22 protein-coding genes and 1 tRNA gene are annotated in these 24,028 nt (G+C 32.7%); 14 read left to right on the top strand and 9 right to left on the bottom strand.

What is annotated here, in order from left to right:
* Positions 1–16 precede the first annotated feature (16 nt).
* Positions 17–346: a hypothetical protein gene (locus NSA01_RS02830; RefSeq protein ID WP_257480000.1), complete on the top strand. Its 330-nt coding sequence runs from the start codon at positions 17–19 to the stop codon at positions 344–346.
* Positions 347–375: 29 nt separating this feature from the next.
* Here NSA01_RS02830 and fusA read toward each other — a convergent pair whose 3' ends face one another.
* The 6 genes from fusA to rpsF form a co-directional block, all read right to left on the bottom strand.
* A complete protein-coding gene (gene fusA / locus NSA01_RS02825; protein ID WP_257479999.1) occupies positions 376–2,463 on the bottom strand; it encodes an elongation factor G in 2,088 nt (695 codons plus the stop codon).
* A 94-nt stretch (positions 2,464–2,557) separates the two neighbouring features.
* Positions 2,558–2,986, bottom strand: coding sequence for a DUF948 domain-containing protein (locus tag NSA01_RS02820; RefSeq protein WP_257479998.1), 429 nt, complete (start codon positions 2,984–2,986; stop codon positions 2,558–2,560).
* Between the two features lie 9 nt (positions 2,987–2,995).
* Positions 2,996–3,373, bottom strand: a complete 378-nt coding sequence (locus NSA01_RS02815) for a hypothetical protein (protein WP_257479997.1) — start codon at positions 3,371–3,373, stop codon at positions 2,996–2,998.
* Between the two features lie 223 nt (positions 3,374–3,596).
* Positions 3,597–3,869 (bottom strand): 30S ribosomal protein S18, encoded by a 273-nt coding sequence (gene rpsR / locus NSA01_RS02810; protein WP_365945436.1) that lies wholly within the window; start codon positions 3,867–3,869, stop codon positions 3,597–3,599.
* Between the two features lie 24 nt (positions 3,870–3,893).
* Positions 3,894–4,325, bottom strand: coding sequence for a single-stranded DNA-binding protein (locus NSA01_RS02805; protein ID WP_257479996.1), 432 nt, complete (start codon positions 4,323–4,325; stop codon positions 3,894–3,896).
* A gap of 21 nt (positions 4,326–4,346) precedes the next feature.
* On the bottom strand, positions 4,347–4,634 hold the full coding sequence (rpsF, locus tag NSA01_RS02800) for a 30S ribosomal protein S6 (RefSeq protein WP_257479995.1): 288 nt from the start codon (positions 4,632–4,634) through the stop codon (positions 4,347–4,349).
* 280 nt (positions 4,635–4,914) lie between these two features.
* On the opposite strand from rpsF, the gene NSA01_RS02795 reads away from it, so the two are divergent.
* A tRNA-Ser gene (locus NSA01_RS02795) sits at positions 4,915–5,002 on the top strand.
* 212 nt (positions 5,003–5,214) lie between these two features.
* Here the strand turns inward: NSA01_RS02795 and NSA01_RS02790 are convergent.
* Positions 5,215–6,558: an LCP family protein gene (locus NSA01_RS02790; RefSeq protein ID WP_257479994.1), complete on the bottom strand. Its 1,344-nt coding sequence runs from the start codon at positions 6,556–6,558 to the stop codon at positions 5,215–5,217.
* A gap of 121 nt (positions 6,559–6,679) precedes the next feature.
* On the bottom strand, positions 6,680–7,810 hold the full coding sequence (locus NSA01_RS02785; protein ID WP_257479993.1) for a DUF362 domain-containing protein: 1,131 nt from the start codon (positions 7,808–7,810) through the stop codon (positions 6,680–6,682).
* A gap of 108 nt (positions 7,811–7,918) precedes the next feature.
* Between NSA01_RS02785 and tilS the strand changes: the two genes are divergently transcribed.
* The 6 genes from tilS to NSA01_RS02755 all read left to right on the top strand — a co-directional run bounded on the left by tilS (position 7,919) and on the right by NSA01_RS02755 (position 14,035).
* Complete coding sequence (gene tilS, locus NSA01_RS02780; RefSeq protein WP_257479992.1) at positions 7,919–9,313, top strand: tRNA lysidine(34) synthetase TilS; 1,395 nt, start codon at positions 7,919–7,921, stop codon at positions 9,311–9,313.
* Positions 9,297–9,830: a hypoxanthine phosphoribosyltransferase gene (gene hpt / locus NSA01_RS02775; RefSeq protein WP_257479991.1), complete on the top strand. Its 534-nt coding sequence runs from the start codon at positions 9,297–9,299 to the stop codon at positions 9,828–9,830. Before tilS ends, hpt begins: the two co-directional genes overlap by 17 nt.
* A gap of 107 nt (positions 9,831–9,937) precedes the next feature.
* Complete coding sequence (gene ftsH, locus NSA01_RS02770) at positions 9,938–11,821, top strand: ATP-dependent zinc metalloprotease FtsH (RefSeq protein ID WP_257479990.1); 1,884 nt, start codon at positions 9,938–9,940, stop codon at positions 11,819–11,821.
* Positions 11,811–12,209 carry a thioesterase family protein gene (locus tag NSA01_RS02765; RefSeq protein ID WP_257479989.1) on the top strand — a complete coding sequence of 133 codons (399 nt, stop codon included), beginning with the start codon at positions 11,811–11,813 and terminating at the stop codon, positions 12,207–12,209. The genes ftsH and NSA01_RS02765 overlap by 11 nt, the downstream gene beginning before the upstream one ends.
* A 138-nt stretch (positions 12,210–12,347) precedes the next feature.
* Positions 12,348–12,692, top strand: a complete 345-nt coding sequence (locus tag NSA01_RS02760) for a helix-turn-helix domain-containing protein (RefSeq protein WP_257479988.1) — start codon at positions 12,348–12,350, stop codon at positions 12,690–12,692.
* A gap of 116 nt (positions 12,693–12,808) precedes the next feature.
* Positions 12,809–14,035 (top strand): CaiB/BaiF CoA transferase family protein, encoded by a 1,227-nt coding sequence (locus tag NSA01_RS02755; protein WP_257479987.1) that lies wholly within the window; start codon positions 12,809–12,811, stop codon positions 14,033–14,035.
* A 36-nt stretch (positions 14,036–14,071) separates the two neighbouring features.
* Here the strand turns inward: NSA01_RS02755 and NSA01_RS02750 are convergent, their stop codons facing one another.
* Positions 14,072–16,036: a fructose-1,6-bisphosphatase gene (locus tag NSA01_RS02750; protein ID WP_257479986.1), complete on the bottom strand. Its 1,965-nt coding sequence runs from the start codon at positions 16,034–16,036 to the stop codon at positions 14,072–14,074.
* Positions 16,037–16,296: 260 nt separating this feature from the next.
* Here NSA01_RS02750 and mfd point away from each other — a divergent pair, with 260 nt between their 5' ends.
* The 6 genes from mfd to NSA01_RS02720 all read left to right on the top strand — a co-directional run bounded on the left by mfd (position 16,297) and on the right by NSA01_RS02720 (position 24,017).
* Positions 16,297–19,749, top strand: coding sequence for a transcription-repair coupling factor (mfd, locus tag NSA01_RS02745; RefSeq protein WP_257479985.1), 3,453 nt, complete (start codon positions 16,297–16,299; stop codon positions 19,747–19,749).
* Between the two features lie 63 nt (positions 19,750–19,812).
* Positions 19,813–21,324, top strand: a complete 1,512-nt coding sequence (locus NSA01_RS02740; RefSeq protein ID WP_257479984.1) for a peptidylprolyl isomerase — start codon at positions 19,813–19,815, stop codon at positions 21,322–21,324.
* 114 nt (positions 21,325–21,438) lie between these two features.
* Positions 21,439–22,131 carry an MIP family channel protein gene (locus tag NSA01_RS02735; protein WP_306813833.1) on the top strand — a complete coding sequence of 231 codons (693 nt, stop codon included), beginning with the start codon at positions 21,439–21,441 and terminating at the stop codon, positions 22,129–22,131.
* A 146-nt stretch (positions 22,132–22,277) separates the two neighbouring features.
* The gene (locus NSA01_RS02730; RefSeq protein ID WP_257479983.1) at positions 22,278–22,751 is read left to right on the top strand and encodes a flavodoxin; all 474 of its coding nucleotides are present in this window, start codon (positions 22,278–22,280) and stop codon (positions 22,749–22,751) included.
* Positions 22,752–22,780: 29 nt separating this feature from the next.
* Complete coding sequence (locus NSA01_RS02725) at positions 22,781–23,257, top strand: flavodoxin (RefSeq protein ID WP_257479982.1); 477 nt, start codon at positions 22,781–22,783, stop codon at positions 23,255–23,257.
* Position 23,258: 1 nt separating this feature from the next.
* On the top strand, positions 23,259–24,017 hold the full coding sequence (locus NSA01_RS02720; protein WP_257479981.1) for a carboxymuconolactone decarboxylase family protein: 759 nt from the start codon (positions 23,259–23,261) through the stop codon (positions 24,015–24,017).
* Positions 24,018–24,028 lie beyond the last annotated feature (11 nt).

Here is a 24,028-nt window from a genome sequence, read left to right as displayed (position 1 = left end):
AGAAAGCAGAGTAATTATGGGAAAATATATAGCTTTGGGCGTCATTATAATAGTAGTGATTATTTTTATCCTGATCGGAATCAGCATTTCTAAAAGTAAGAAACCTGTCCAATATATGTCGAATGTAAGTAAATTGCCCGACGTAAAGGACGTTAAAGGATATAATAAAGAACTGGGAAAAGTTTTCATTTATTTTGGATTATTACTTTTGCCTATTATGTCCCCCTTGATTTTTGCACCGGAACATTCTTTAGGTTCTATAGTCAGTGTACTTCTTATCATGCCATGGGTAATAGGTCTTATTGTTATCTGTTCTATGGTAGAAAACAAATATAAAGAAAAATAAAAGCACCTAGTAAGGTGCTTTTAATATATTTATTTTTTAGCTTCTTTTCTTTTATTAGCTTCTTCTATTATTTTTCCGCTCGCCATTTGAGGGACTTCGTCATATCTTTCAAATTCCATTGTGAAAGATCCTCTTGCCTGAGTCATTGATCTTAGTTCCGTAGCATATTTAAACATTTCTCCCAGAGGTACTTCAGCGGTGATCTTAGTTTTACCGTTTCCTACCGGATCCATTCCAAGGACTCTGCCTCTCTTCTTGTTAAGGTCTCCCATTACGTCCCCAGTATTGTCATCAGGTATCGTAATCTCAACTTTATATATAGGTTCGAGTAAGATTGGGCTAGCTTCAGCCATACCTTGTTTATATGCAAGGTTTGCAGCCATTTTAAAGCTCATTTCGTCTGAATCTACAGGGTGGAATTTGCCGTCAAATAGAGTTGCTTTCAGTCCAACTACAGGATATCCCGCAAGAACACCGTGTTTGATACATTCCCTAAGTCCTTTTTCTACTGCAGGGATAAAGTTTCTAGGAACTGCTCCTCCTACAACAGCATCGACAAATACAAGATCGTCTTCCAAGTTATATGTAGGTTCGAAATCTATATTTACAACACCGAACTGACCTCTTCCGCCTGATTGTTTTTTATGTTTACCTTCGGCTGTGGCTTTTTTCTTTATTGTTTCTCTATATGGGATAATAGGAGGTGTAAGTACAACTTCTATACCATATTTATTTTTAAGTTTATCTTTTACTACTTCAAGATGAGCTTCTCCCATTCCATATAAAACATTTTGATGAGTTTCTTCGTCTCTTTCAACTACGATTGTTGGGTCTTCTTCTTTTAATTTCGCAAGTCCTGTAGATAACTTATCTTCATCGCCTCTTGATTTTGGTTCTATTCCCGTAAATATGATTGATTGAGGAAATTCGATAGGATTAAATTTAATATTATCTTTAGGGTCGCAAAGTGTATCGGATGTTTTTGTATAAGCAAGTTTGGCAAGTGCACCTATATCGCCCGGATGCATTTGCATGACTTCTTCCTGCTTTTTACCTATTAAAGTATAAATCTTAGCGATTTTTTCTTTTTTATCCTGATTGGTATTACTAAGTTCCATTCCCGGTTTTAAAATACCGCTCTTAATTTTGAATAATGATAATTTACCGACAAATGGGTCTGCTATTGTTTTAAATACAAACAAACTAAGAGGTTCATCATCTGCATAATGTCTTTGTGCTTGTTTTCCGTCTTGATCCACTTTAGCTGCTTTAGCTTCGATAGGGGTTGGGAAATTATATACTATAGCATCTAAGAATTTATCAACAGCTATATCATTTAGTGCGCTTACGCAAAATACAGGGATAAGTTCTTCGTTTGCTATTGCGGTCTTAACTCCGGAATGAAGTTCTGCTTCTGTAAGTGTTCCGTCTTCATCTTCAAAGTATTTTTCCATTAATTCTTCATCTGTGGTTGCAGCGATTTCAAATATAATATCTTTATATTTTGAAGATTTTTCTATTGTCGAATCGGGTACGTCTGTAATCGTTACTTTACCTTGTTCGTATGTATAAGCTTTGTTATCAAAAATATCAGCTACGCTGTTAAAACCGACACCTTCATTTATTGGGATTTGAAAAGGTACGATTTTAGGTCCTGTTAGAGCTCTAAGCTCTTCCATAACTTTATGAGTATCTACATTTTCTCTGTCGAGTTTATTTATTACAAATGCAACGGGAATTCCTCTTTCTACTGCCATTTCATAAGCTTTTTCCGTTCCTACCTGAACTCCGCTTATTGCATCTACTACTATTACTGCTGTATCTGCTACTCTGAGAGCCGAACATTGTTCTCCTATGTAATCAAAATAACCCGGGATATCAAGTACATTTATCTTAACTCCGCCGTGTTCAATTGGAATTAAAGATGTAGAAATCGAACTGCCTTTGGCTTGTTCACACGCATCATAATCCGAAATCGTAGTCCCGTCTTCTGTCTTTCCAAGTCGTTCTATCAGACCCGCTTTCAAAGCCATAGCTTCTGCAAGCAAGGTCTTACCTGAGCCTCCATGTCCAAGTAATGCAATGTTTCTTATATCCTTGGTCTTATAAGTTTTCATTTTTGTTGTTTCCTTTCGCTTTTATTTTTGATAATATTATAAAAGGCCGCAGCTATACACTAATTTTTCAGCCACAACCTTGATGTCCATAATATTATTGTTTATATTTTTTTCTTAGTTTTTTCTCTTTCCTTCTGTTAAAGAAGTCTTTTACCACCATTGCAGCAAACATGACATTTTTTGCTGTAGAATATACTTTTTTAACCTTCATGGTTCCTTCCATGATTCCTGAGGGATCATCTAAGGGAGTTTTGAGAGCTGTTTCTATACCTTTTACAGAGCTGTTTACTTTGTTTGTCAGCTCAACTGCGTCGCTTGTGATATGTTCTATATTATCTATAATAGAGTTTATATTTTTTGTATTGTCTTGTGTTATTGTTTGTACATCTTTTAGTAATGTGTTTACTTCGTTCATTGTTTTTGATAATTTATTTACCGTTATAATCAAATATATGATTAGTATTACTAAAGCAATGCAAAGAGCAATCAATGCCATATCTAAGGGACTGATATTTATATTCATTTACTTCTCCTACAAAAGCTCTTCATCAAACTTTAGTTCAAAACCGTCTATATCTTCGTTTTCTTTTTTATCTTCGCTTAATTCGCTGCCTGCTGATTTAACCATACCTTTTAAATCATCTATTTGTTCATCAGCATAGCTCTTTGCTTCTTCAATTTTTTCTTTTGCTGCGTCAAATACAAAGTCAGCTCCTTCTTTAGCTTGTTTTGATAAATTTTCTGCCTTTTCCAAAGAATGCTGAGCAAAAGTAGATAGTTCATCTTTAGCAATGTAGTAATTATCCAATGCTATATCCATAAGTTCTTCCTTGTTGTCATAGGCATATTTTGCCGCTATACCCGCAATTACACCTATTGTTAATCCTGCTAAAAATTTTCCGTTTGACATAATTTCTGTCCTCCTTAATACATCTATTTATATATTATCACATTTCAGGTAAAAAATACATATAATTTTTATTTGATTTACTTTCGTTTTCATTCAATAATAATAAAATGAAACTATTATTTATTTTATCTTTTTATTAGTAAATTATTTAAAAGTTCGATAATTGTAACTTTAATAATAAAAAAAGGACATACATTTATGTATGTCCTTAATAATTTACTTATTATTCAGTTGTATATGGTAATAATGCTGCATTTCTTGCAATGTTTACAGCTTGTGTAACACCTCTTTGATGTTTCGCACATGTACCTGTTACTCTTCTAGGTAAAATTTTATATCTTTCAGATACGTATTTTTTAAGTAATTTTGTATCTTTATAATCAATGTGTTCTATTTTGTTTTCACAGAAATAGCAAACTTTTTTTCTTCTTCTAAATCCGCCGTTTGATCCACCTCTGTATCCACCGTTAGATCCACCTTGTCTTTGCATAGCCATAGCTTTTCTCCTTTACTTAATTAATTAAAATGGCATATCGTCGTCGTCCATTTCACTAAAGCCGTCCATTGGTACGCCAAATTCGTTATCCTGAGACTGGTATGAATTATTGTTATTATTATTTCTCATACCATCATTTTTAGAACCAAGGAAAGTTACTTCTTCAGCAACGACTTCTGTCACATATCTTTTGCTTCCGTCATTTGCGTCATAGCTTCTTGTTTGTATCCTGCCTGCTACAGCGGTCTGTCTTCCTTTTGAAAGGTATTGTCCGCAAAGCTCCGCAGTTTTTCCCCAAGCAACTATTGGGATAAAGTCCGTTCCTCTTTCTCCGTCTCTTGATTTGAATGTTCTGTCAACTGCTAGTGTAAATGTACTAACACTTGAACCTGAAGTTAAAACTCTTGTTTCAGGATCTCTTGTTAGACGTCCTATCAATACTACTTTGTTTAGCATTTTTATCTCCTAAATATAAGATTAATATCTTTTTACGATAATGTCTCTTATGATATCTTCTGTAATTCTGAATGTGTGGTTTAGTGCATCTAAACAAGGTTTTTCAGCTTCAAAATTAATTAATGTATAGTATGCGTCACGATACTTGTTGTTAATTTTGTATGCTAATTTTTTCATGCCCCATTCATCAACTTCTTCAACCTTACCACCATTACTTGTGATTACGTTTTGAATTTTTTCAACCATTGCCTTAACTTCTTCTTCATTCATGTCAGGTCTAACAGCGAATAATGTTTCATATTTTTGCATATCTTTCACCTCCTTATGGACTCATGGGGAAAACTTTATATTTTCCCAAGGATGTGACGAATTGTCACAGTTAAATTATTATATCCTTTAAAATCCTTTTTGTAAAGGCTTTTTATAACTTTTTGTTGATAAATAAGTGTTTTAAATATATATTGATTTTTTAATAAGCATAATAATTTATTGTTTATTTATAAATTATTATAATAAAAAAATTAAATTTACTAAAAATGTCTTGAGAAAAAAGTTATATTGTGTTAATTTATTAATCGTAAGAAAAAACGGAGGATTGACCGAGTGGCTAAGGAGCTCGCCTGGAAAGTGAGTAAGGTGTAACAGCCCCGCGGGTTCGAGTCCCGTGTCCTCCGCCATATTAGATTTTTAGTATCCTTTAAATATATTTATAGGGTACTTTATTTTATTTAATAGGTTATTTATATTTCAAATGATAGTTTTTACCCGGTAGGTAAATTACCGGTTTTCAGGGTTATATATATTGTCGTTTATTTTTTAATAAAAGATACTATGAATGTTCCTATATAAATAATAAAGTTTATATTAAAAAAAGCCCATATGGGCTTTTTTATTTTGTATACACTTTTGAATCTATTGCATATTTTGTTGTGTACATCGTCTTATTTTCATATTCTGTGTTTCTTTGTTCCACTGTAGGCGAAACCGTATAATCTGTTCCGTAGATTATTTTATGAAGATACTGAACATTCTCTTTTAATGTATCGAATATCAAGCACCATCCACCGTTGATCGTTCCCGATTTCATAAGGTCGTTTTTTGTAAGAGATTTTGATTTCGGACCGCCGTCGCCTTTTAAGTATGCCATTATAATAGGCCACATATCATTTGATGACATTGATGTGGTGATGTAAGGAAGTACGGATTCAAGAGCTTTCTTCTGTGTTAAAAGGCTGCTATTTTTAAGCGTGGAATAAATTTTGCTCATTACAATTCTTTGTCTTGCGGTTCTTTGGTAGTCACCGTTTCCGGCGTATCTGATCCTGCAGTAAGATAATGCCTGTTTTCCGTCAAGTTTCTGATTTCCCGCTTTTGTAAGTTCTTTTGATTTTGTTCCTTTTAAAAGTCTGTTGTTTTCTCTTATATATTTATTCAGATTTTCGATTTCATCTTCTTTTACGTCTACTGTAATACCGCCCAGAGCGTCTACAATATCCGATACTGCTTTGAAGTTTACTTCTACGTAATCGTGAATATTTAAATCGAAGTTTTCATTTAAGGTTTTAACTGTCATTATAGGTCCGCCAAAGGAATGTGCGGCGTTTATTTTGTCAAAACCGTAATCTTCGTCTCCCACTTGTGCAATTTTTATATAGGAGTCTCTGAGTACTGAAGTAAGAGTTATTTCTCCCGTCTTACTGTTTACAGAACAAATCATCAAAGAGTCTGTCCTGCCGTTTTCTTTTCCTCTTGAGTCAACTCCGAATAAGGCATAATTTTTGATATATTTATTTTCTTTTCTGTAATAATCATTTACATAAGAAGATATTCCAAGCTCGCTGTCTCCCTTAGGAAAATCGACGGTATTCATTTTTGCAAATATTTGATTTACTTGATAATAAGCAAAAGCCGATGCAGCAATCAAGAAAACAAGAAGGAATACTGCGATTTTTTTAACTCTCTTCTTCCAAGGTTTTTGAGGCTTTTTCCTCTTTCCCTTAGGTCTTTTAGTCATTTTAGCAGGCTCTTCTCTTCTATGGTCCCTTGGGTCTTTATTGTTATTAGGTCTTTTAGGTCCGTTATTATTAGAAGGTCTTTTCCCTTTTGGTCTTTTGCTTGGTTTTTTTCTGTTTCTTTTTTCTTTGTCTCTTATTTTTCTAAGTTCACCAAGAGCTTCGTTTTCATCTATTTTGATTACTTCTCCGTCAGCTCTTCTGACTACAATTTTACCCATACTATAATAACCTCATTTTAAATATATTAGTATAAAATTAAATACTTAATCGTATTAATCGAAATTTGGTTTATTTTATCCATTTTATTTATAATATAACATTTATATTATGAAAGTATTATTACCTTATTAAAATTTTATTAAGAATAGGAGTTTTTACCTCTATTGCCTTACTTTGACACATTTCCTGACAGCAATAGCACCTTATGCATTTTGAATAGTCATAGCTTATCCTGTTTTCTTTTTCATTAAAACTTATGGCTTTGTCGGGAAGGGGACATGCATTAACACAAATTTTACATCTGATGCATTTCTTCTGTACAATATAAGGCTTCTTTAAAATAAATCTTCTGAACTTTTTATATTTATCAAATTTTCCTATCCCAACGGGTTCTCTTACTACGTCAAAGTCATTGTTAATAAACTTTTCAAAATCATCTCCGACGATTTCAATGTCTTCTTCTTTAGTCCCATAATTGATTTTTCTGGCATATTCTATAAAAGGAAGATAATTTCTGTCCAGATTTACCATTTTAGCAAAAATTATGTCAATTGCAATAGGGTCTTCGGAAATTAACAAAACATTCATTTTTACCGGAGTACCGCTGCCCGGCCCGTTACCTTCCATTGCGACTACTCCGTCCATTATGTTGAGTTTGGGATTTATGGTCTTGACCAAATCAATTAGCATTTTTGAGAAACTTTCTCCGTCGGAGAATTTAACATGGCTTGCACCTTTATTAAATCCGTTTACACAGCCGAATATATTTTTTATCGCGCCTGTTATCCTCGTTAACTGGTGTGTTTTCATTTTTGAGATACTTATAATGCTGTCGCTCTCGGTTACTGCATCCGCTATCTCAAATTGTTTGGCAAAATCATTTTCCTGATTATGAACAGTGCTTCCCTGAGAAAAGTCTTTTAGTTCGATATTGTATTTTTCTCCTATATCATATAATCCGCTTTCTTTGGCTACGGATACAGTAGAACCTTTTCCGGGAGAGTCTCCGTAGGATATATTTTTATAGTCATTTTCTTTTAGTATTTTTATCATTGCCTCAAAGACGCTTGGGTGAGTAGTCACTGCATATTCCGGACTTCTCGGTTTTAAAAGATTTGGTTTTATGAGGATTTTTTCGTCTTTATCTACGAACTTTTCAATCCCTCCAATCAAATCGATCCCTTTCTTTAGGGCATTATATACATTTTCTATTTCATAGTTATCCAAATAAACTAATGCAACTTTTGACATGAGTATCTCCAATTATATTTTTAGATAGTATACCATAATTTTACTTTAAAGTATAATATTTATGGTATTTACCTTGATAAATGCTTTTTACTTTATTAAAATGGACATATGAGAAAAAATTCAGCGAAGATTGTTAAAAAAATAAAAGATTTTATTTTAGAAAATAATTTAATAGAAAAAAATGATAAAGTAATGATTGCTTTATCGGGAGGCAGCGACTCCGTTTGTTTGTTTCATATCTTGAATACATTAAAAAAGGATATGGAATTTTCTTTATATGCTTTTCATTTAAATCATAATATAAGAAAAGAAGCAAAGAGAGATGAAGCGTTTGTTTTAGATTTATGCAAAATATATGACGTCCCTTTATTTCTGGAAAGTGAAGATATGTTGGAGCTTCATGAAGACAGCGGTATGAGTCTGGAAGAAATAAGCAGAAAAAAAAGATACGAACTCATATATAAGATAATGAAAGAAAATAATATAAATAAGACGGCTACGGCTCATCATCTTCTTGACCATAGCGAAAGCATAATTCTAAATGTGGTAAGAGGAAGCGGGATAAGGGGTCTTAAAGGGATTTCCGTTAGTAATAATAATATAATCAGACCGATTTTAAATCTCACCAAAGAAGAAATTTTATGTTATATAGAAGAAAATGATTTAAAATATGTTACCGATGTGACAAATTTTGATACTGATTACAGCAGAAATAATATAAGGCATAACATACTTCCGCATTTGGAAGAAATAAATAATAATGTTTATAATCATTTTTTTGAACTTTCAAGTATTGCGGGAGAAATCGACGATTTATTAAACGAGCTTGCTTCTAAAATAGTTATTATCAAAGAAGATGATAAGGTTTATATAGAGCTAAAAGATTATTATTCTCTTCATACCGCAGTTAAGAAACAAATACTTTTTAATATGCTAAATAAACTTGGTATAAAAAAAGATATAAATTCAAAGGCAATAAATAATATAGTTGATTTGATAGAAAAAAATAATACATCTTTTGAAATAAGTTTAATAAATAATATTGTAGCAAAACGAAGATATGATAAACTATACTTTGAGTATTTAAGCAAGGATAATAGAGAAAGTATCCGTTTGGAAGTAGAGAATAAAAATAAATTTGAAGTCAAATACAATGATATTTTCATAAAATTAGAAAAAAAAGATATTTTAGACAAAAACAGTGAAGATAAATACGTGGATTATGATAAAATAAGAGGTAAACTTTTTTTAAGGACCAGACAAGACGGAGATAAGTTTTCTCCTTTTGGATTAGACGGAAGTAAAAAGTTAAAAAAATATTTTATAGATAAAAAGATACCAAAAGAAGACAGAGACTTTATCCCTCTTTTATCAGATGAAGAAAATATAATCGCAGTAATAGGATATGATATAAACAATAAATATAGGATAGATGAAAATACAAAAAATATATTAAGCATAAATTATAAAACTATGAGAGGTAAACATGAAAGAAGACATTAAAGAAATTCTAATCACCGAAGAAGAGCTTAAAGAAAAGGTTCAGGAGCTTGGTAAAATATTAACAAAGGATTATAAAGATAAAAATCCGCTTGTTATATGTGTGCTCAGAGGGGCGGTAATGTTCTTAAGCGACTTGCTCAGAGAAATCGATACCTTTGTGGATATGGACTTTATGGCAGTTTCAAGTTATGAGGGTACCAATTCTTCGGGAGTTGTAAATATCGTAAAAGACCTTACAACAAATATCGAAGGAAGGGATGTACTTATAGTAGAGGATATCCTTGATACCGGAAGGACTTTGGATTATTTGATGAGGATATTAAAACAAAGACATCCAAACAGTATGAAAATATGTTCATTACTTATTAAAAAGGGAAGAGAGGAAATAAAAGTTCCCGTTGACTATTACGGTTTTTACATACCTAACGAATTTGTAGTGGGATATGGACTTGATTATGATGATAAATACAGAAATCTTAAGTATATAGGTATACTAAAAGAGGAAGTTTATTCATAAAATAAAGATAATGTTAAAATTTTTTATATACTTTGCTAATTATTGTTAATAATTAATAAGTATGATAAAATAACTAATTAATAAAAGAAAGGAAATAGGTAAACATTTTGAATAAAAGATTTAAAACGGTGACTATCTATATTGTTCTGATTTTAGGTACTTATCTGCTTGTCAGCATGCTTACGGGGTCGATGAACCCACTGTCTGGTTCTGCTAAGACACAAAAAGCATCTTACAGTAAATTGGTTCAGAATATAGAATCGGACAATGTAAAAAGTATAATTATAAATAGAAATAAATCTACAGCCAAATCTACATTAAAAAGCGGGGATACGATGCTTGTATCCAATGTATCCGTAACGGAGCTGGATAAACTTATTACAAGTTATATCACAGCAAATCCGGGAGAATTGGATGTAACATATGATGTATCAAATCCATCGGGATGGACCAGTGCTTTAATGGCACTTATATCCATAGGGCTACTAGGCTTTTTGGTTTTTGTGTTCTTCTCTCAGCAGGGAGGCGGCGGAAATAAAGTAATGACTTTCGGTAAAAGCAAAGCCAAGCTTTATACCAAATCCGATAAGCAGTATACTTTTGCGGATGTAGCAGGAGCTGATGAAGAAAAAGAAGAACTTGCGGAGGTGGTGGATTTCTTAAAATCTCCTAGGAGATATATCGACCTCGGAGCGAGGATACCTAAAGGGGTGCTTTTGGTAGGACCTCCGGGAACGGGTAAAACACTTCTCGCAAAAGCGACCGCAGGGGAAGCTAAAGTTCCTTTCTTCAGCATAAGCGGTTCAGACTTTGTTGAAATGTTCGTAGGTGTCGGTGCCAGCAGAGTCAGAGATTTATTCGAAACCGCCAAGAAAAACTCGCCTTGTATCGTATTTATAGATGAAATCGATGCTGTGGGACGTCACAGAGGTGCAGGTCTCGGCGGCGGAAATGATGAAAGAGAACAGACTCTAAACCAATTATTGGTTGAAATGGACGGTTTTTCAAATCAGGAAGGTATAATAATCATTGCTGCCACCAATAGAGCCGATATATTAGACCCTGCTATTTTAAGACCGGGCAGATTTGACAGACAGGTAATGGTTGCTCCTCCAGATGTAAAGGGAAGAGAAGATATATTAAAAGTTCATTCTAAAGGCAAACCTTTGGCAGATGATATCGACTTAAGTATTATCGCAAAGAGTACAGCCGGCTTTACCGGTGCGGACCTTGAAAATGTAATGAACGAAGCAAGTTTGCTTGCAGCGAGAAAAAGAGAAAAGAAAGTTTCTATGAAGGATATCGAAGAAGCAATTAAAAGAGTAATTGCCGGTCCCGAAAAGAAAAGTAAAGTCATTACCGATGAAGACAAGAAAATCACTGCTGCTCATGAGGCAGGTCATGCAGTGGTAATGAAGAGCCTTCCTCAATGTGATGAAGTCAGAGAAATTTCTATAATCCCTAGAGGAATGGCTGCTGGATATACTATTTCCCTTCCCGATAATGATAATTCACATATGCCAAAAGGTAAACTTCTCGATTTGATATGCGGCTTACTCGGCGGAAGAGCTGCGGAAGAAGTGTTGCTTGATGATATATGTACGGGAGCTTCAAACGATATCGAAAGAGCTTCTAAAATAGCAAGAAGTATGGTAACTGAATGGGGTATGTCTGAACTTCTCGGACCTTTGGGGCTTGGTAGCGGACAGGACGATGTATTTATCGGAAGAGATTTTCTCAGAAGCAAAAACTACGGTGAAGAAGTTGCCAGTGCGATAGATAAAGAAGTAAGAGATATAATAAACGAATGTCATGAAAAAGCTATCAATATATTGAAAGAACATAAAGATAAGCTTGAACTTGTGACAGAAGAGCTTATAAAGAAAGAAACTTTGACCGGAGAAGAATTTGCAAGTCTGTATGAAACGGGTAAATATCCGGGCGAAGCGGAAGAAGCAAAGGATAAGGAAGAAAATAAAGATGAACAGTAAATTGACAGTTGGACTTAAGAATGAAAGAGAATTGGTAGTTGAAGAAAAACATCTTGCTTCAAGTAAAGGCAGCGGTGCCGCGGAAGTATTTTCCACTCCGGATATGCTTTTATTGATGGAAGGAACTTGTTTTAAATTAGCCGAAGAATACTTGGACGAAGGCGAATCTACCGTGGGAACGGCGGCAAGCTTCAAACATTTGGCGGCGACTCCTCTCGGGATGAAAGTCAGATGTGAATGTGAACTTATCGAAGTAGACAGAAGAAGACTTTTATTTAAAGTCGATGTTTATGACGAAAAGGAAAAAGTCGGAGAAGGAACTCACGAAAGGTTTATAATCGATCAGGCAAAATTCGAAGCGAAAGCGGAAGCTAAAAAGAATAAATAAATATTTGAAAGAGCGGTTATGTTACTGCTCTTTTTTTATAAAAAAGTTTATACATCATATGTTGTATTTTTCAAGATAATTTTTTATTTTATGTAATAATAAATTTATAAAAATAATTTAAAAAAATTGGTGTGTATAATGAAAATAGATTATATGAAGTTAGGTGTTAAAATAGGCGATGCAAGGAGAACTCAAGGTATTACTCAGGAGAGGTTATCGGAATATGCGGATATTTCAGTTAGTCATTTAAGTCATATTGAAAATGGAACAACTAAAGTATCACTTCAAACTTTAGTAAGGATAGCAAAAGTACTTGATATTGGTCTTGATGAGCTGCTAAATTTGGAATTAGGTAAGAGAGCAATTTATTTGACAATAAGAGAAATAGATCAACTTTTTAAAGATTGTACGGAAGAGAAAAAGCATTTATTGATTAAAAATATAAATATATTAAAAGATTATGATTTAGAAAATAAATTATAAAATATAATAAATATATTTGATTTTTTTAATAGTTAAATATTAAAGTACAAATTTTTAAACTTTTCCTTTAATTATAAAAATGATATACTTTTAAATAATAATCGGAGGTTATAAATATGATAAAAGAAAATAATGAACCTAATAATAAAAAAGTAAGAATGAACGGAGCATTAGGTAATTTAAAAATACTCGATTTTTCGACTCTTCTTCCCGGGCCTTATGCTTCTTTGCTCCTTGCCGATATGGGGGCTAAAGTAATAAAAATCAGTTCTTCTGTAAGACCCGATATCGTTGCGGATTATCCTCCGTTCGTAGACGATACTAATCTATCCGCTAATCAAGCTTGGCTCGGCAGGAATAAAAAGAATTTATTTTTTAATTTAAAAAATCCTAAAGCCATTGAAATCGTAAAAGAACTTATAATGGAATATGATATCATTCTAGAACAGTTCCGTCCCGGAGTCATGGATAAACTCGGGCTTGGGTATGAAGAACTTAAGAAAATAAATCCTAAACTTATATATTGTTCCCTGACTGGATATGGGCAGACGGGACCTTTAAGCCAAAATGCGGGGCATGATATAAATTACCTTGCAAGAAGCGGAAATATGGCGCATGCGGGTAAGGAAAATATCGGACCTGTTCTTACAAATATGCAGATTGCCGATGTTTGTGCAGGGTCAATGAATTCAGTGGTGGGTATATTGGCGGCTGTAAATTACAGGAATATGACAGGAGAAGGGCAGTATATAGATATTTCCATGTACGATGGGTTGATACCTTTTAATGCAATGGACGGTGCAGGTTTCTTAGTTTCGGGAGAAGAACCTAAGAGGGAAAAACAAAGGCTTAACGGCGGATGTATCTATGATTTTTATGAAACAAAAGACGGCGAATATCTCAGTGTAGGGTGTTTGGAACCTCAGTTTTGGAGGGAGTTTTGTATACTTATTGATAGAGAAGAATATATCGAAGGTTCGGTATTTCCTGAAGATATAGATAACGTCAAAGAAGATATAAAAAATATCATTAAGAGTAAAACCAGAGATGAGTGGATGGATATATTTAGTGAAAAGGACGTTTGTGTCGAACCTGTCTTATCATTAAAAGAAGCTTTTGAAGATGAACATGTAAAGGAAAGAGAAATGGTCGTAGAAGTAAAGAGTTCTCAGAATGAAGACATCAATATAAAACAAATGGGAAATCCAATCAAGCTTTCTAAGTGTCCCGCTAAATATGATATATCAGGATATCCGCTCGGTCATCATACAAAAGAGATAATAACTTCCATGGGGTATTCAAATGAAGAATTTGAAGAGATGAATAAAGAGGGAGTGTTTTGATAGTTTAAAAATAAAAAAGACCCATATGGGTCTTTTTTAAGTCCTCTTTATGATACCCTTTTGATAAGCGGTAAGAAGCATTTCAAGATAATATATTTCTTTGTTTATATCTTTTGCCTTATCCGTATCTTTTACGAGAATTCTTTTGTCATTATCATATAAAAATCTATGTTCGCTTCTGATATCTATTTCGTGCTTGATTGCATATTCGACATTGTTGAAAGGATGATGAGTTATAAGGTTCATCCCATAAGAGTTATAAGTAAGCGTAAATCCCGCAATTCCCGTAACATCTCTGTAGGCTTTTGAATATCCTCCGTCTATCAATAATAACCTTCCGTTAGCTTTTATAGGGCTTTGTCCCGCTTTTAGTTTAATAGGTACATGACCGTTTATTATCCTCGAATAGCTGTCGTGAAGTCCGAATTCTCCGAGTATTTCTACGGCAACTTCTTCTTCTGCTGATTTTGTAAAGTATGATAAATATGTTTCTTTATGTGTTTCTTTATCGTCAATGAAATATCTTTCAAAAGTCGCCATTTTACTTTTTCCAAATAAAGGAGAGTTGGGAGAACACCATAAATACCAGAAATATGAAGTATCTTTTTTATCACCGGTAATGGCATTTCTTAAATGATATTCCATTTTATCCATAAGTTCTTTGCCTTTATAATACTCTTCTCCGACCCTCACTTCTTTAAAGCTTCCGTCTTCATTTAGAGGTATACATCCATGGAATAATAAATTTTTATTGTAAGTTAGATACATACTTCCCTTTGTCAGTAGTGTATCTATATGTTCACTTAGTTTTTCACTGGATATAAAGCTATGTTTTAAAGTCTCTATTATCTTTTGTTCTTCTTCCGTAAGTTTACTTACATCTTCTTTATCAATGGTCGGAAAATCTTTAGTATTTAGTTCATATTCTATATCATCTATAACTATCGTCCCTTTATCGAAGTTGCATTTAGACAGCATATCCCTGTTATCCATTAAGTACTCCGGATGTCTCTTTATGATTTGTGTTTCCAGTTTGAACTGGATGACCGTTATTGCTTTATGCATTTTAGCCATCAATGCTTCATCGATATCCGGATCTTCATCACTTAGTCTTGGGAAGAATTCTTTTAAATCTTCTTTGGTTGAATTTTTATATGTTGTTGAAGCGAATAAGGAGAGGGGAAGTATACCAATCCCGTATCCGTCCCTAAGTGTTTCTATATTTCCGTATCTGAGACATATCCTTATTACGTTTGCTATGCATGCTTCATTACCATAGTTTGCTCCCATCCACACAATATCGTGGTTTCCCCACTGTATATCGACACTATGATGATTTGATATTATATCCATTGCTTTATGTGCGCCTCTTCCTCTGTCATAGATATCGCCTATGATATGAAGATGATCCAGATTTAGCGTCCTTATGGAGCGGCATATTTTAACGATGAAATCCTCGCTTGCATTGGTATCGATTATAGTATCAAATATATTTTCAAAATATAATGCTCTTTTTTCGTCTTTATCATTTTTGAATAATAATTCTTCTATTATGTTTACATAATTTTTATCTATATTTCTTCTGACTTGTTCTCTTGTAGACTTGCTTGATACATTTGCGAGTATTTCAATCAGATATTTTAGTGTATCCTTGTACCATTCTTTATTTAATTTGTCTTCGCTTGCAAGGAGTTTTAGTTTTTTTACAGGATAGTATATGAGGGTGATTATTGTATTAAGTTCTTCCTCATTTACTTTATCTCCTATAGTTTCGGTGACTTTTCTTCTTATGCTTCCCGAGCAGTTTCTAAGTACGTGTTCAAAAGCTTCATTTTCTCCGTGTATATCGGTTATAAAATGTTCGGTACCTTTGGGAAGGTTTAAATTTGCTTTAAGCTCAATTATTCTGGCTCTTGTTTCGCAAACATTTGTATACTGCTTTGAAAATAAAGTCAGATAGTCTTTATTGTCATAAATCTCCTTTGTGCTAAAATTTCTCATATTTTTACCATCCTTATTTTATATACTCTAAATATGTATATTAAATCTTATATTTATCTATAATAATCTAATTTAGTGAAAAAAAGATTAATTTATAATTAAAAATACGAGTTTATGTTTGAATATTTATTTAATTTAGAGTAAAATCTTTTAGCTGAGTATTTATAATACTTTAATTATACTTGCTATTATATCATAAAAATCTTTATATGATTTAAAATGTGATATAATAAAACGATATACTGAAAAGGGGATTATAAATGACCGAGAGTTTATTGAATAGCGTATCTTTTATAAATAAAATCAACTATACTGCCGATAAGAAAGGAAGTATTTTTCTTCATGGCGTGAGTTCCAATTTAAAAGACATGATCACTGTTCATGAATTATATAAAGAAAAAAGACCTGTCATTTATATTTTAAAGGATGATATATCTGCAAAAGAGGCTTATTTGAACCTAAGTGATATATTGGATGAAAAAGATATTTTATATTACCCTTCAAAGCCCATAACTCATGAATTTATCGACAGTCATTCTATGGAACTTACCAATAAAAGAGTAAATGTCATAAAAAATGCTGTAATGGGTAGTAAAAAAATAATCGTTACTTCGATAAATGCTGTTTTGGAAAAGGGGCTATTCTGGGGTAAGGAAAGTATAATAACAAAAAAGACGGAAGATATATTAGATATAGATGAATTTATTGAAATTTTAAATAAATTTGGATACGCAAGAGAATATGAGGTTACCGGTCAGGGGGCGTACTCCGTAAAGGGCGGCATAGTAGACGTATTTATTATGGGGGACGAAGTTCCCGTTAGGATAGAATTTTTCGATGATGAGATCGACTCTATAAGGACATTTGATAAGAGTACGGGAAAGAGTATAGAAAAGATAAATAGTTTTACCCTTGTTCCCGCAAAGACAAGCTTATTAGAGTATAATGAAATCAATAAACTAAATAAAAAAGTAAGAGCTAAGCTCGAAAAATTAATAACAAAAAATGAAGATGAAGAAACAGACAAAAACTTAAGAGAGCTTTATGAAAAAATAGCGGATAATACAAATGATACCACTAAATATATATTCTATGCTTCACCTGATACAAAGTCTCTTATTGATTTATATAAAGACCCTCTTATTATTTTTGATGATTACAGTATAATAAAAAAGACTTATAACAGATTTTTTAAAGATAATAAAGAGGAGCTTAAAGACTTATCACAGCACGGAAAGATACTTGATATACAAGTAAACAATCACTTTAAATTTGCAGAAGCTGAAGAAAGATTTATAAATTTAGATTCTCTTATTTATTTTGATTTATCAATGGCTTCCAATAATTTGTTTTGTAAAGATATCATTGAAGTAAAATCAAGTGATAATATTAATTATGTAAAAAATATCAATTATTTGATTAATAATATAGTTACTTATTTAAAAGAAAATTATAAAATAATAATTACTTATAAAAATGAAAAAGAAAAAAATAACATTTCTGAATTTTTAAGTAATTATAAAATAGATTTTATTCACACTGTTAAAGACGGACATGTTGCACTTGTAAAATCGAATATAAGAAGTGGAATAAATATCTTAAGTGAAAAATTATTTATACTTTCATATAATGATGTTTTGATTAAAAAAGAGTCAAAAAAGAAAAGAGTAAAGTCAGATAAAAATAAAGAAAAAGCTTTTTTCAGTGAAATAACAAAGGGTGATTATGTAGTTCACGAAACTTACGGTATAGGAAGATACCTAGGTATGGTCAATATGGAAGCCGGAGGTCTTTATAATGATTACCTTGAAATTGAATTTGCCGGAAATGATAAATTATACGTGATTGCAAATAAGATGAACTTGGTAAGTAAATATATAGGTTCATCTGACGCACCGCCAAAGCTTAATAAACTGGGATCTCAGGTTTGGGAAAATACTAAGAATAAAACGAGAAAAGCGGTTAAAGAACTTGCAAAAGAGTATATTACACTATATGCCAAGAGAAGAGAAATAAAAGGTTTTTCCTTTTCACCTGACACTACGTGGCAAAAAGAATTCGAGGATAACTTCGGTTATGAACTCACGGAGGATCAGGAAAGATGTGTAAGAGAAGTAAAAGAAGATATGGAAAAACCATATCCTATGGATAGACTTATTTGCGGGGATGTAGGCTTTGGTAAAACCGAAGTTGCCGCAAGAGCTATTTTTAAAGCTGTAATGGACGGTAAGCAATGTGCAGTCCTTGTTCCTACAACTATCCTTGCAATGCAGCATTATAATACTTTTGTCGAGAGATTTAAAGATTTTCCTGTCAAAATAGAAATGCTTTCAAGATTTAAAACGAAGAAAGAAGAGAATAAAATAATAGATAAGCTTGAAAGAGGCAAAGTGGATATAGTGATCGGGACACATAAACTCCTTTCAGATAATGTGAATTTTAAGGATCTGGGGTTACTTGTAGTCGATGAAGAACAAAGATTTGGAGTAGCTCATAAGGATAAACTTAAACTATTAAAGGAAAATGTAGATACTCTTACTCTTTCCGCAACGCCGATACCAAGGACACTTAATATGTCACTTATTGGTATAAGGGATTTATCGACGATAGAAAAGCCCCCTAAGGAAAGAGAAGAAACAGAAACGTATGTTATAGAATATGACGATTACATCATAAAAGACGCAATAAACAGAGAGTTATCCAGAGGCGGACAAGTATTTTTTGTTTATAATTCCGTGAAGAATGCTGAAAAGACATGCCTTAAATTAAGGAAATTGATACCGGGATTAAAAGTCGAATTTGCGAACGGTCAAATGCCGGAAAGGGAACTTGAAAAGACTATGTTCAGATTTCTGAATAAAGAATTCGATGTCCTCGTTTGTACCGCAATAGTTGAAAACGGACTTAATATTTTAAATGCAAATACTATGATAATAAAAGAGGGTAATAATCTAGGTCTTTCACAGCTGTATCAACTTAGAGGAAGAGTAGGAAGAAGCAATAAAAATGCTTATTGTTATGTGACTTATGAAAAAGATAAGGCATTGAATGAAGTCGCGATGAAAAGACTTAAAGCAATAAACGAATTTACGAAATTCGGTTCGGGATTTCAAATTGCTATAAGAGACCTTCAAATAAGAGGATCGGGAAATCTTCTCGGTGCAAATCAAAGCGGACACTTTACGAATGTAGGGTATGAGCTTTATACAAAAATGCTTCAGGAAGCTCTTAAAGAAAGCAAAGGGGAAGCCCAAAAAGAACCGGTGGAAACTACTATCAATATTAAAGTAAATGCTTATATAGATAAGAAATATATAGAAGATGAGAAACAAAGGATAATTACTTATAAAGAAATTGCCAGCATAGAAACAGAAGCAGATAAAGATGAAATGGTTGAAAATCTTATTGATATATACGGAGATATAAGAAAAGAAACACTTAATTTGATGGATATATCTCTTCTTAGGAATAAAGCAAGTAAAAAAGATATATTAAGTATTAATGTTAATGAAGAAAACAGAGAAATATATTTTGATTTTGACAAAGAAAAAGAAATAAATATGGAAGAAATAAATAAATTATATGAAATGTTTAAAGGTAAATTCCTTAAGAACAGTAAATTTATAAGGATTTGTTTCCCATATAAAAAGACAAGAAACGTACATCAGAATATTATGAAACTTATAGACAAAATAATTGATAATATAGCTTAAATTGTGTATAATTTATAGCATTATGATAGTTTATTACTATGTTGATACAGAAAGGACTTATTTATGAAAAATATTAAAAAAATTATCGGGATTGCAATAGTTATTTCTTTACTATTCTCTGCATTCGGGTGCAGTGTCAATGAAGAAAAGCTTGCTAATAAGGCTGTCGCTAAAGTGGGAGATACCGAAATACCCAAAAAGAATTTAGATGCTGTTGTAGGCTCTACCCTTGTATCTTATTATGCTAACTCAGGTACAGAAATTTCAATGGAAGACTCTTCGGTTTCAAGCTTGAAGGAAGAAGTAGCAAATAATCTCGTTGAATACGAACTCGTTAAAAAAGCAGCGAAGGACTACGGGTATACAAAAAATGATAAAGAAATAAAAGAGGCTGCAAAAGAAACTCTTAAATCTATTAAATCAAGCTCCTATTTAAAGGGAGATAAGTATAAGAGTGTTTTGAAACAATATGGTTTTAAAGACGAAAAGAGCTTTGAAAATGCAGTTAATCTATATGCAGAATTTTCAACTTACACTTCCGGGTTTGCGGAAAAGTTTAGAAATAAAGTTCAGGGCGGTAAATACGCCACTGCTAATTATATGACTGTAGACGATATAAAAGTCCCTGCTTATATTTATTATTACTGCTATATCCAAAAGGCAATGGAACAGGAATATAATGAATATCAAAAACAATACAGCGGTTCAACGGATAGCTCTGAGGAACAAAAAACCGATGAACAAAAGCAGCAGGAATTAAAAGAATCTACAGTGGCTATGGTAAAAGAAAAAGCTGCATTCTATGCTGCGGGAAAAGAAGCCAAAACTAAAATAGATACTAAGAAAATCAGCTCTAAGAAGACCGAAAACGAATCTTTATCATCTATGTTTGGAAGCGATACATTAACTTCTGTTTACAATGCTTACGGTATCACAAAAAAACAATATGACGAAGCGGGAAAATGGATTGCTACAGCCGATTTATACAAAGAAGCTTTGGAAGAAAAAGTTACTTACGATAAACCGACAGAAAAAGATGCAGAAAAAGAATTTAATAAAAATACAAAGACTTATGATAAATCCACGGTCAGTGCAAAACATATACTAACATCAGATAAATCTTTAGCTAAAGAAATTTACGAACAAGCTACTAAAAAAGGTGCTGACTTTGATCAGATAATGAGTAAGTACCAAAAAAATTCTTCGGTACAGGAAGCTTCTGATTTGGGAGCATTTACTTATTCTTCTATGGTAGAGGATTTCTCAAAAGCGGCGTTTGATGCAGAAAAAGGAAGCGTTATTGGTCCAGTTAAAACCGAATATGGTTATCATGTAATATATGTTTATGATAAAAATACTGTACAACCAAAATTTGAAGACAGTAAAGACACCATATTATCTACACTTGACAGTCAAAATAAACTTGAAGCTGTAAATAAGTTAGATGAAGATATTAAGAGTAAACACAGCGGAAAAGTTGAGCTGGAAGATATTGATGAGCCTTATAATATGCTTATAGCGGAACTTAAAAAAGATAATAAAGTTAAAATATATAAATCTGTATTAAATAAATAATGTAAATAAATTATTAAAGAGAGGAGAAATCTTCTCTTTTTTTATTTGTCGATATATGCTATACTAATTACTGAGTAAAGACACAATAAATATAATTAAAGAGAGGAAATAGTTTTGAAAAAGTATTTAGCAGAATTTATTGGAACATTTGTATTAGTATTCTTCGGTTGCGGGACTGCAGTAGTCTTAGGCGGTTTTACAGGGGGAATGGAAAGCGGATTTTTAGGGGTAGTAGCTATTGCACTTGCATTTGGGCTTGCAATCGTAGCGGCTGCTTATGCGATAGGAGATATATCGGGATGTCATGTCAATCCGGCAGTTTCTTTGTCTATGCTTATTACGGGCAGAATGAACTTGAATGATTTTATAGGATATGTAATAGCACAGGTACTTGGTGCTTTAGCCGGAAGCGGAGTACTTGCATTCATTACATCGGCAAGTCAGGGACTTAGAGGATTTGGCGCCAATGGTTACGGAGAATTAAGCGGAGTCGGTTTAAATATGGCCGGAGCTTTAGCAGTGGAAGTTATTCTTACTTTTGTATTTATAATGACTATTTTAAGAGTGACGGACAATGAAAAAACAAGTCATATGGCAGGTCTTGTAATTGGTTTAACACTTACTTTTGTACATATAATAGGTATTCCTTTAACAGGAACCTCTGTCAATCCTGCAAGGAGTTTGGCACCTGCAATATTTACGGGAGGAGCAGCTTTATCTCAGGTTTGGTTATTTATCCTTGCACCTTTGGTTGGCGGTGCAATTGCTGCTTTTGTTCATAAATATTTATATTCCACGGAAAAATAATAATAGATTATAAAAAGAGCATATGAAAATCATATGCTCTTTTTTTGTTATAAATTTAAAAAAGTACTTGACTTGGAGTTCACTCCAAGTGATAGGGTGTTAATGTAAAGAAAGTATTTACAAAAATATGTTTTACGGAGGATAAAATGAAAAAGAAATTGATTGTTTATTGTTCATACACGGATAATACAAAAAAGATAGTGGATATTTTAAAAGATAAACTTGATGTTGATATCGTGAGAATAGAAACAGTAAAACCTTACAGCGGAAGTTATGATGATGTAGTTGAGCAGGGGAAAAAAGAAACTGACAGTGGCTATATGCCGGAAATTAAAGAAATAAAAACAGACTTAAATAACTATAACGAAATACTATTGGGAAGTCCCGTTTGGTGGTATACATTTGCTCCTGCAGTCAGAACTTTTCTTTCTAAATATGATTTAAGCGGAAAAATTATTATTTCTTTCATTACCAACGGAGGGTGGATAGGAAGTACTGTTAATGATATAAAAAATATGGCAAAAAATTCACAAGTAAAAAATGAGATTAATATAAAATTTAACGGAAGTAATTTAGAGACTTCCATGAATAAAATAAATTTATGGATAAATAGATTATAAAAAATAATAAAATTAAAAGGAGATAAAAAATGAACAGTAAAAAATCTTTGGTAGCTTATTTTTCACATAGCGGGAATACGAAAACCGCAGCAGAAAAAATAGCAGGTTTAACTAACAGTGACTTATTTGAAATAAAGCCGGTTAAAAGGTATCCAAATAATTATAACGAGACGGTCGATATTGCAAAAAAAGAAATTAATTCAAATGCAAGACCTAAAGTAGAGAATAGCGTAGAGGATATGGATTCATACGATGTGATTTACCTTGGTTATCCGAATTGGTGGAGTACGATGCCTATGGCAGTGTTTACTTTTTTGGAAGGATATGACCTAAGCGGTAAAAAAATCTATCCTTTCTGTACACATGGAGGAAGTCGTATGGGAAGAAGCGAGAAGAATATAAAAGACTTATGTCCGAATTCTCTAATTGCAAAAGGACTTCCTATCAGCGGCAGCAGCGTAAATGGCTGTGATGAAGTATTAAAAGATTGGATCGAGGCAGAATAATATGTCAATTTATGAAAAAGCAAAAGAGTATGATAAAAAAATTTCTTCTTTAGATAGTTTGGATTTAATAGATACTGATCCTGATTTTATGGAGATATTTAATAATTTTGTATTGGATGAAGTTATAAATCAAAATGATTTGGACGAAAAAACTAGGTTTATAGCTATTTTATCTGCATTGATAGGATGCCAGGGGATAGACGAATACAAAATAATGTTATTATCCGCACCGGAAGCTCAAATCACTCCAATAGAAATCAAAGAAATAGTTTATCAGGGAGCCGCATATTTAGGTATTGGAAGAGTTCTTCCATTTTTAAAAGCAACAAATGAAATTTTAAGAGAAAGAGGAATTGAACTTCCCCTTGAAAGTCAGTCTACAACCACTAAAGAAAACAGAAGAGAAAAAGGCAGTCAAGTTCAAGTGGATATTTTCGGAGAACATATGAAAGACTTTTGGAAATCCGGTCCCGAAGAAAGTAAACATATAAATTATTGGCTGGCTGCAAATTGTTTTGGGGATTATTATACGAGAAGAGGTCTTAATTATAAAGAAAGAGAAATGATAACTTTCTGTTTCTTATCTGCTCAAGGCGGATGTGAACCTCAGCTCATAAGCCATGCCGCCGCAAATATGAAAATAGGAAATGATAAAGAATTCTTGATAAAAATAATTTCCCATTGTCTTCCTTATATAGGTTATCCTCGTTCTTTAAATGCGCTTAACTGCGTAAATGAAGCAGAAAAGAAAGAAAAATAAATATATTTAAA

It is taken from the genome of Anaerofustis stercorihominis (genome assembly GCF_024623185.1).
In the GTDB taxonomy this organism is placed as follows: Bacteria; Bacillota; Clostridia; order Eubacteriales; family Anaerofustaceae; genus Anaerofustis.
This window is presented reverse-complemented; position numbering and strand designations above follow the sequence as displayed.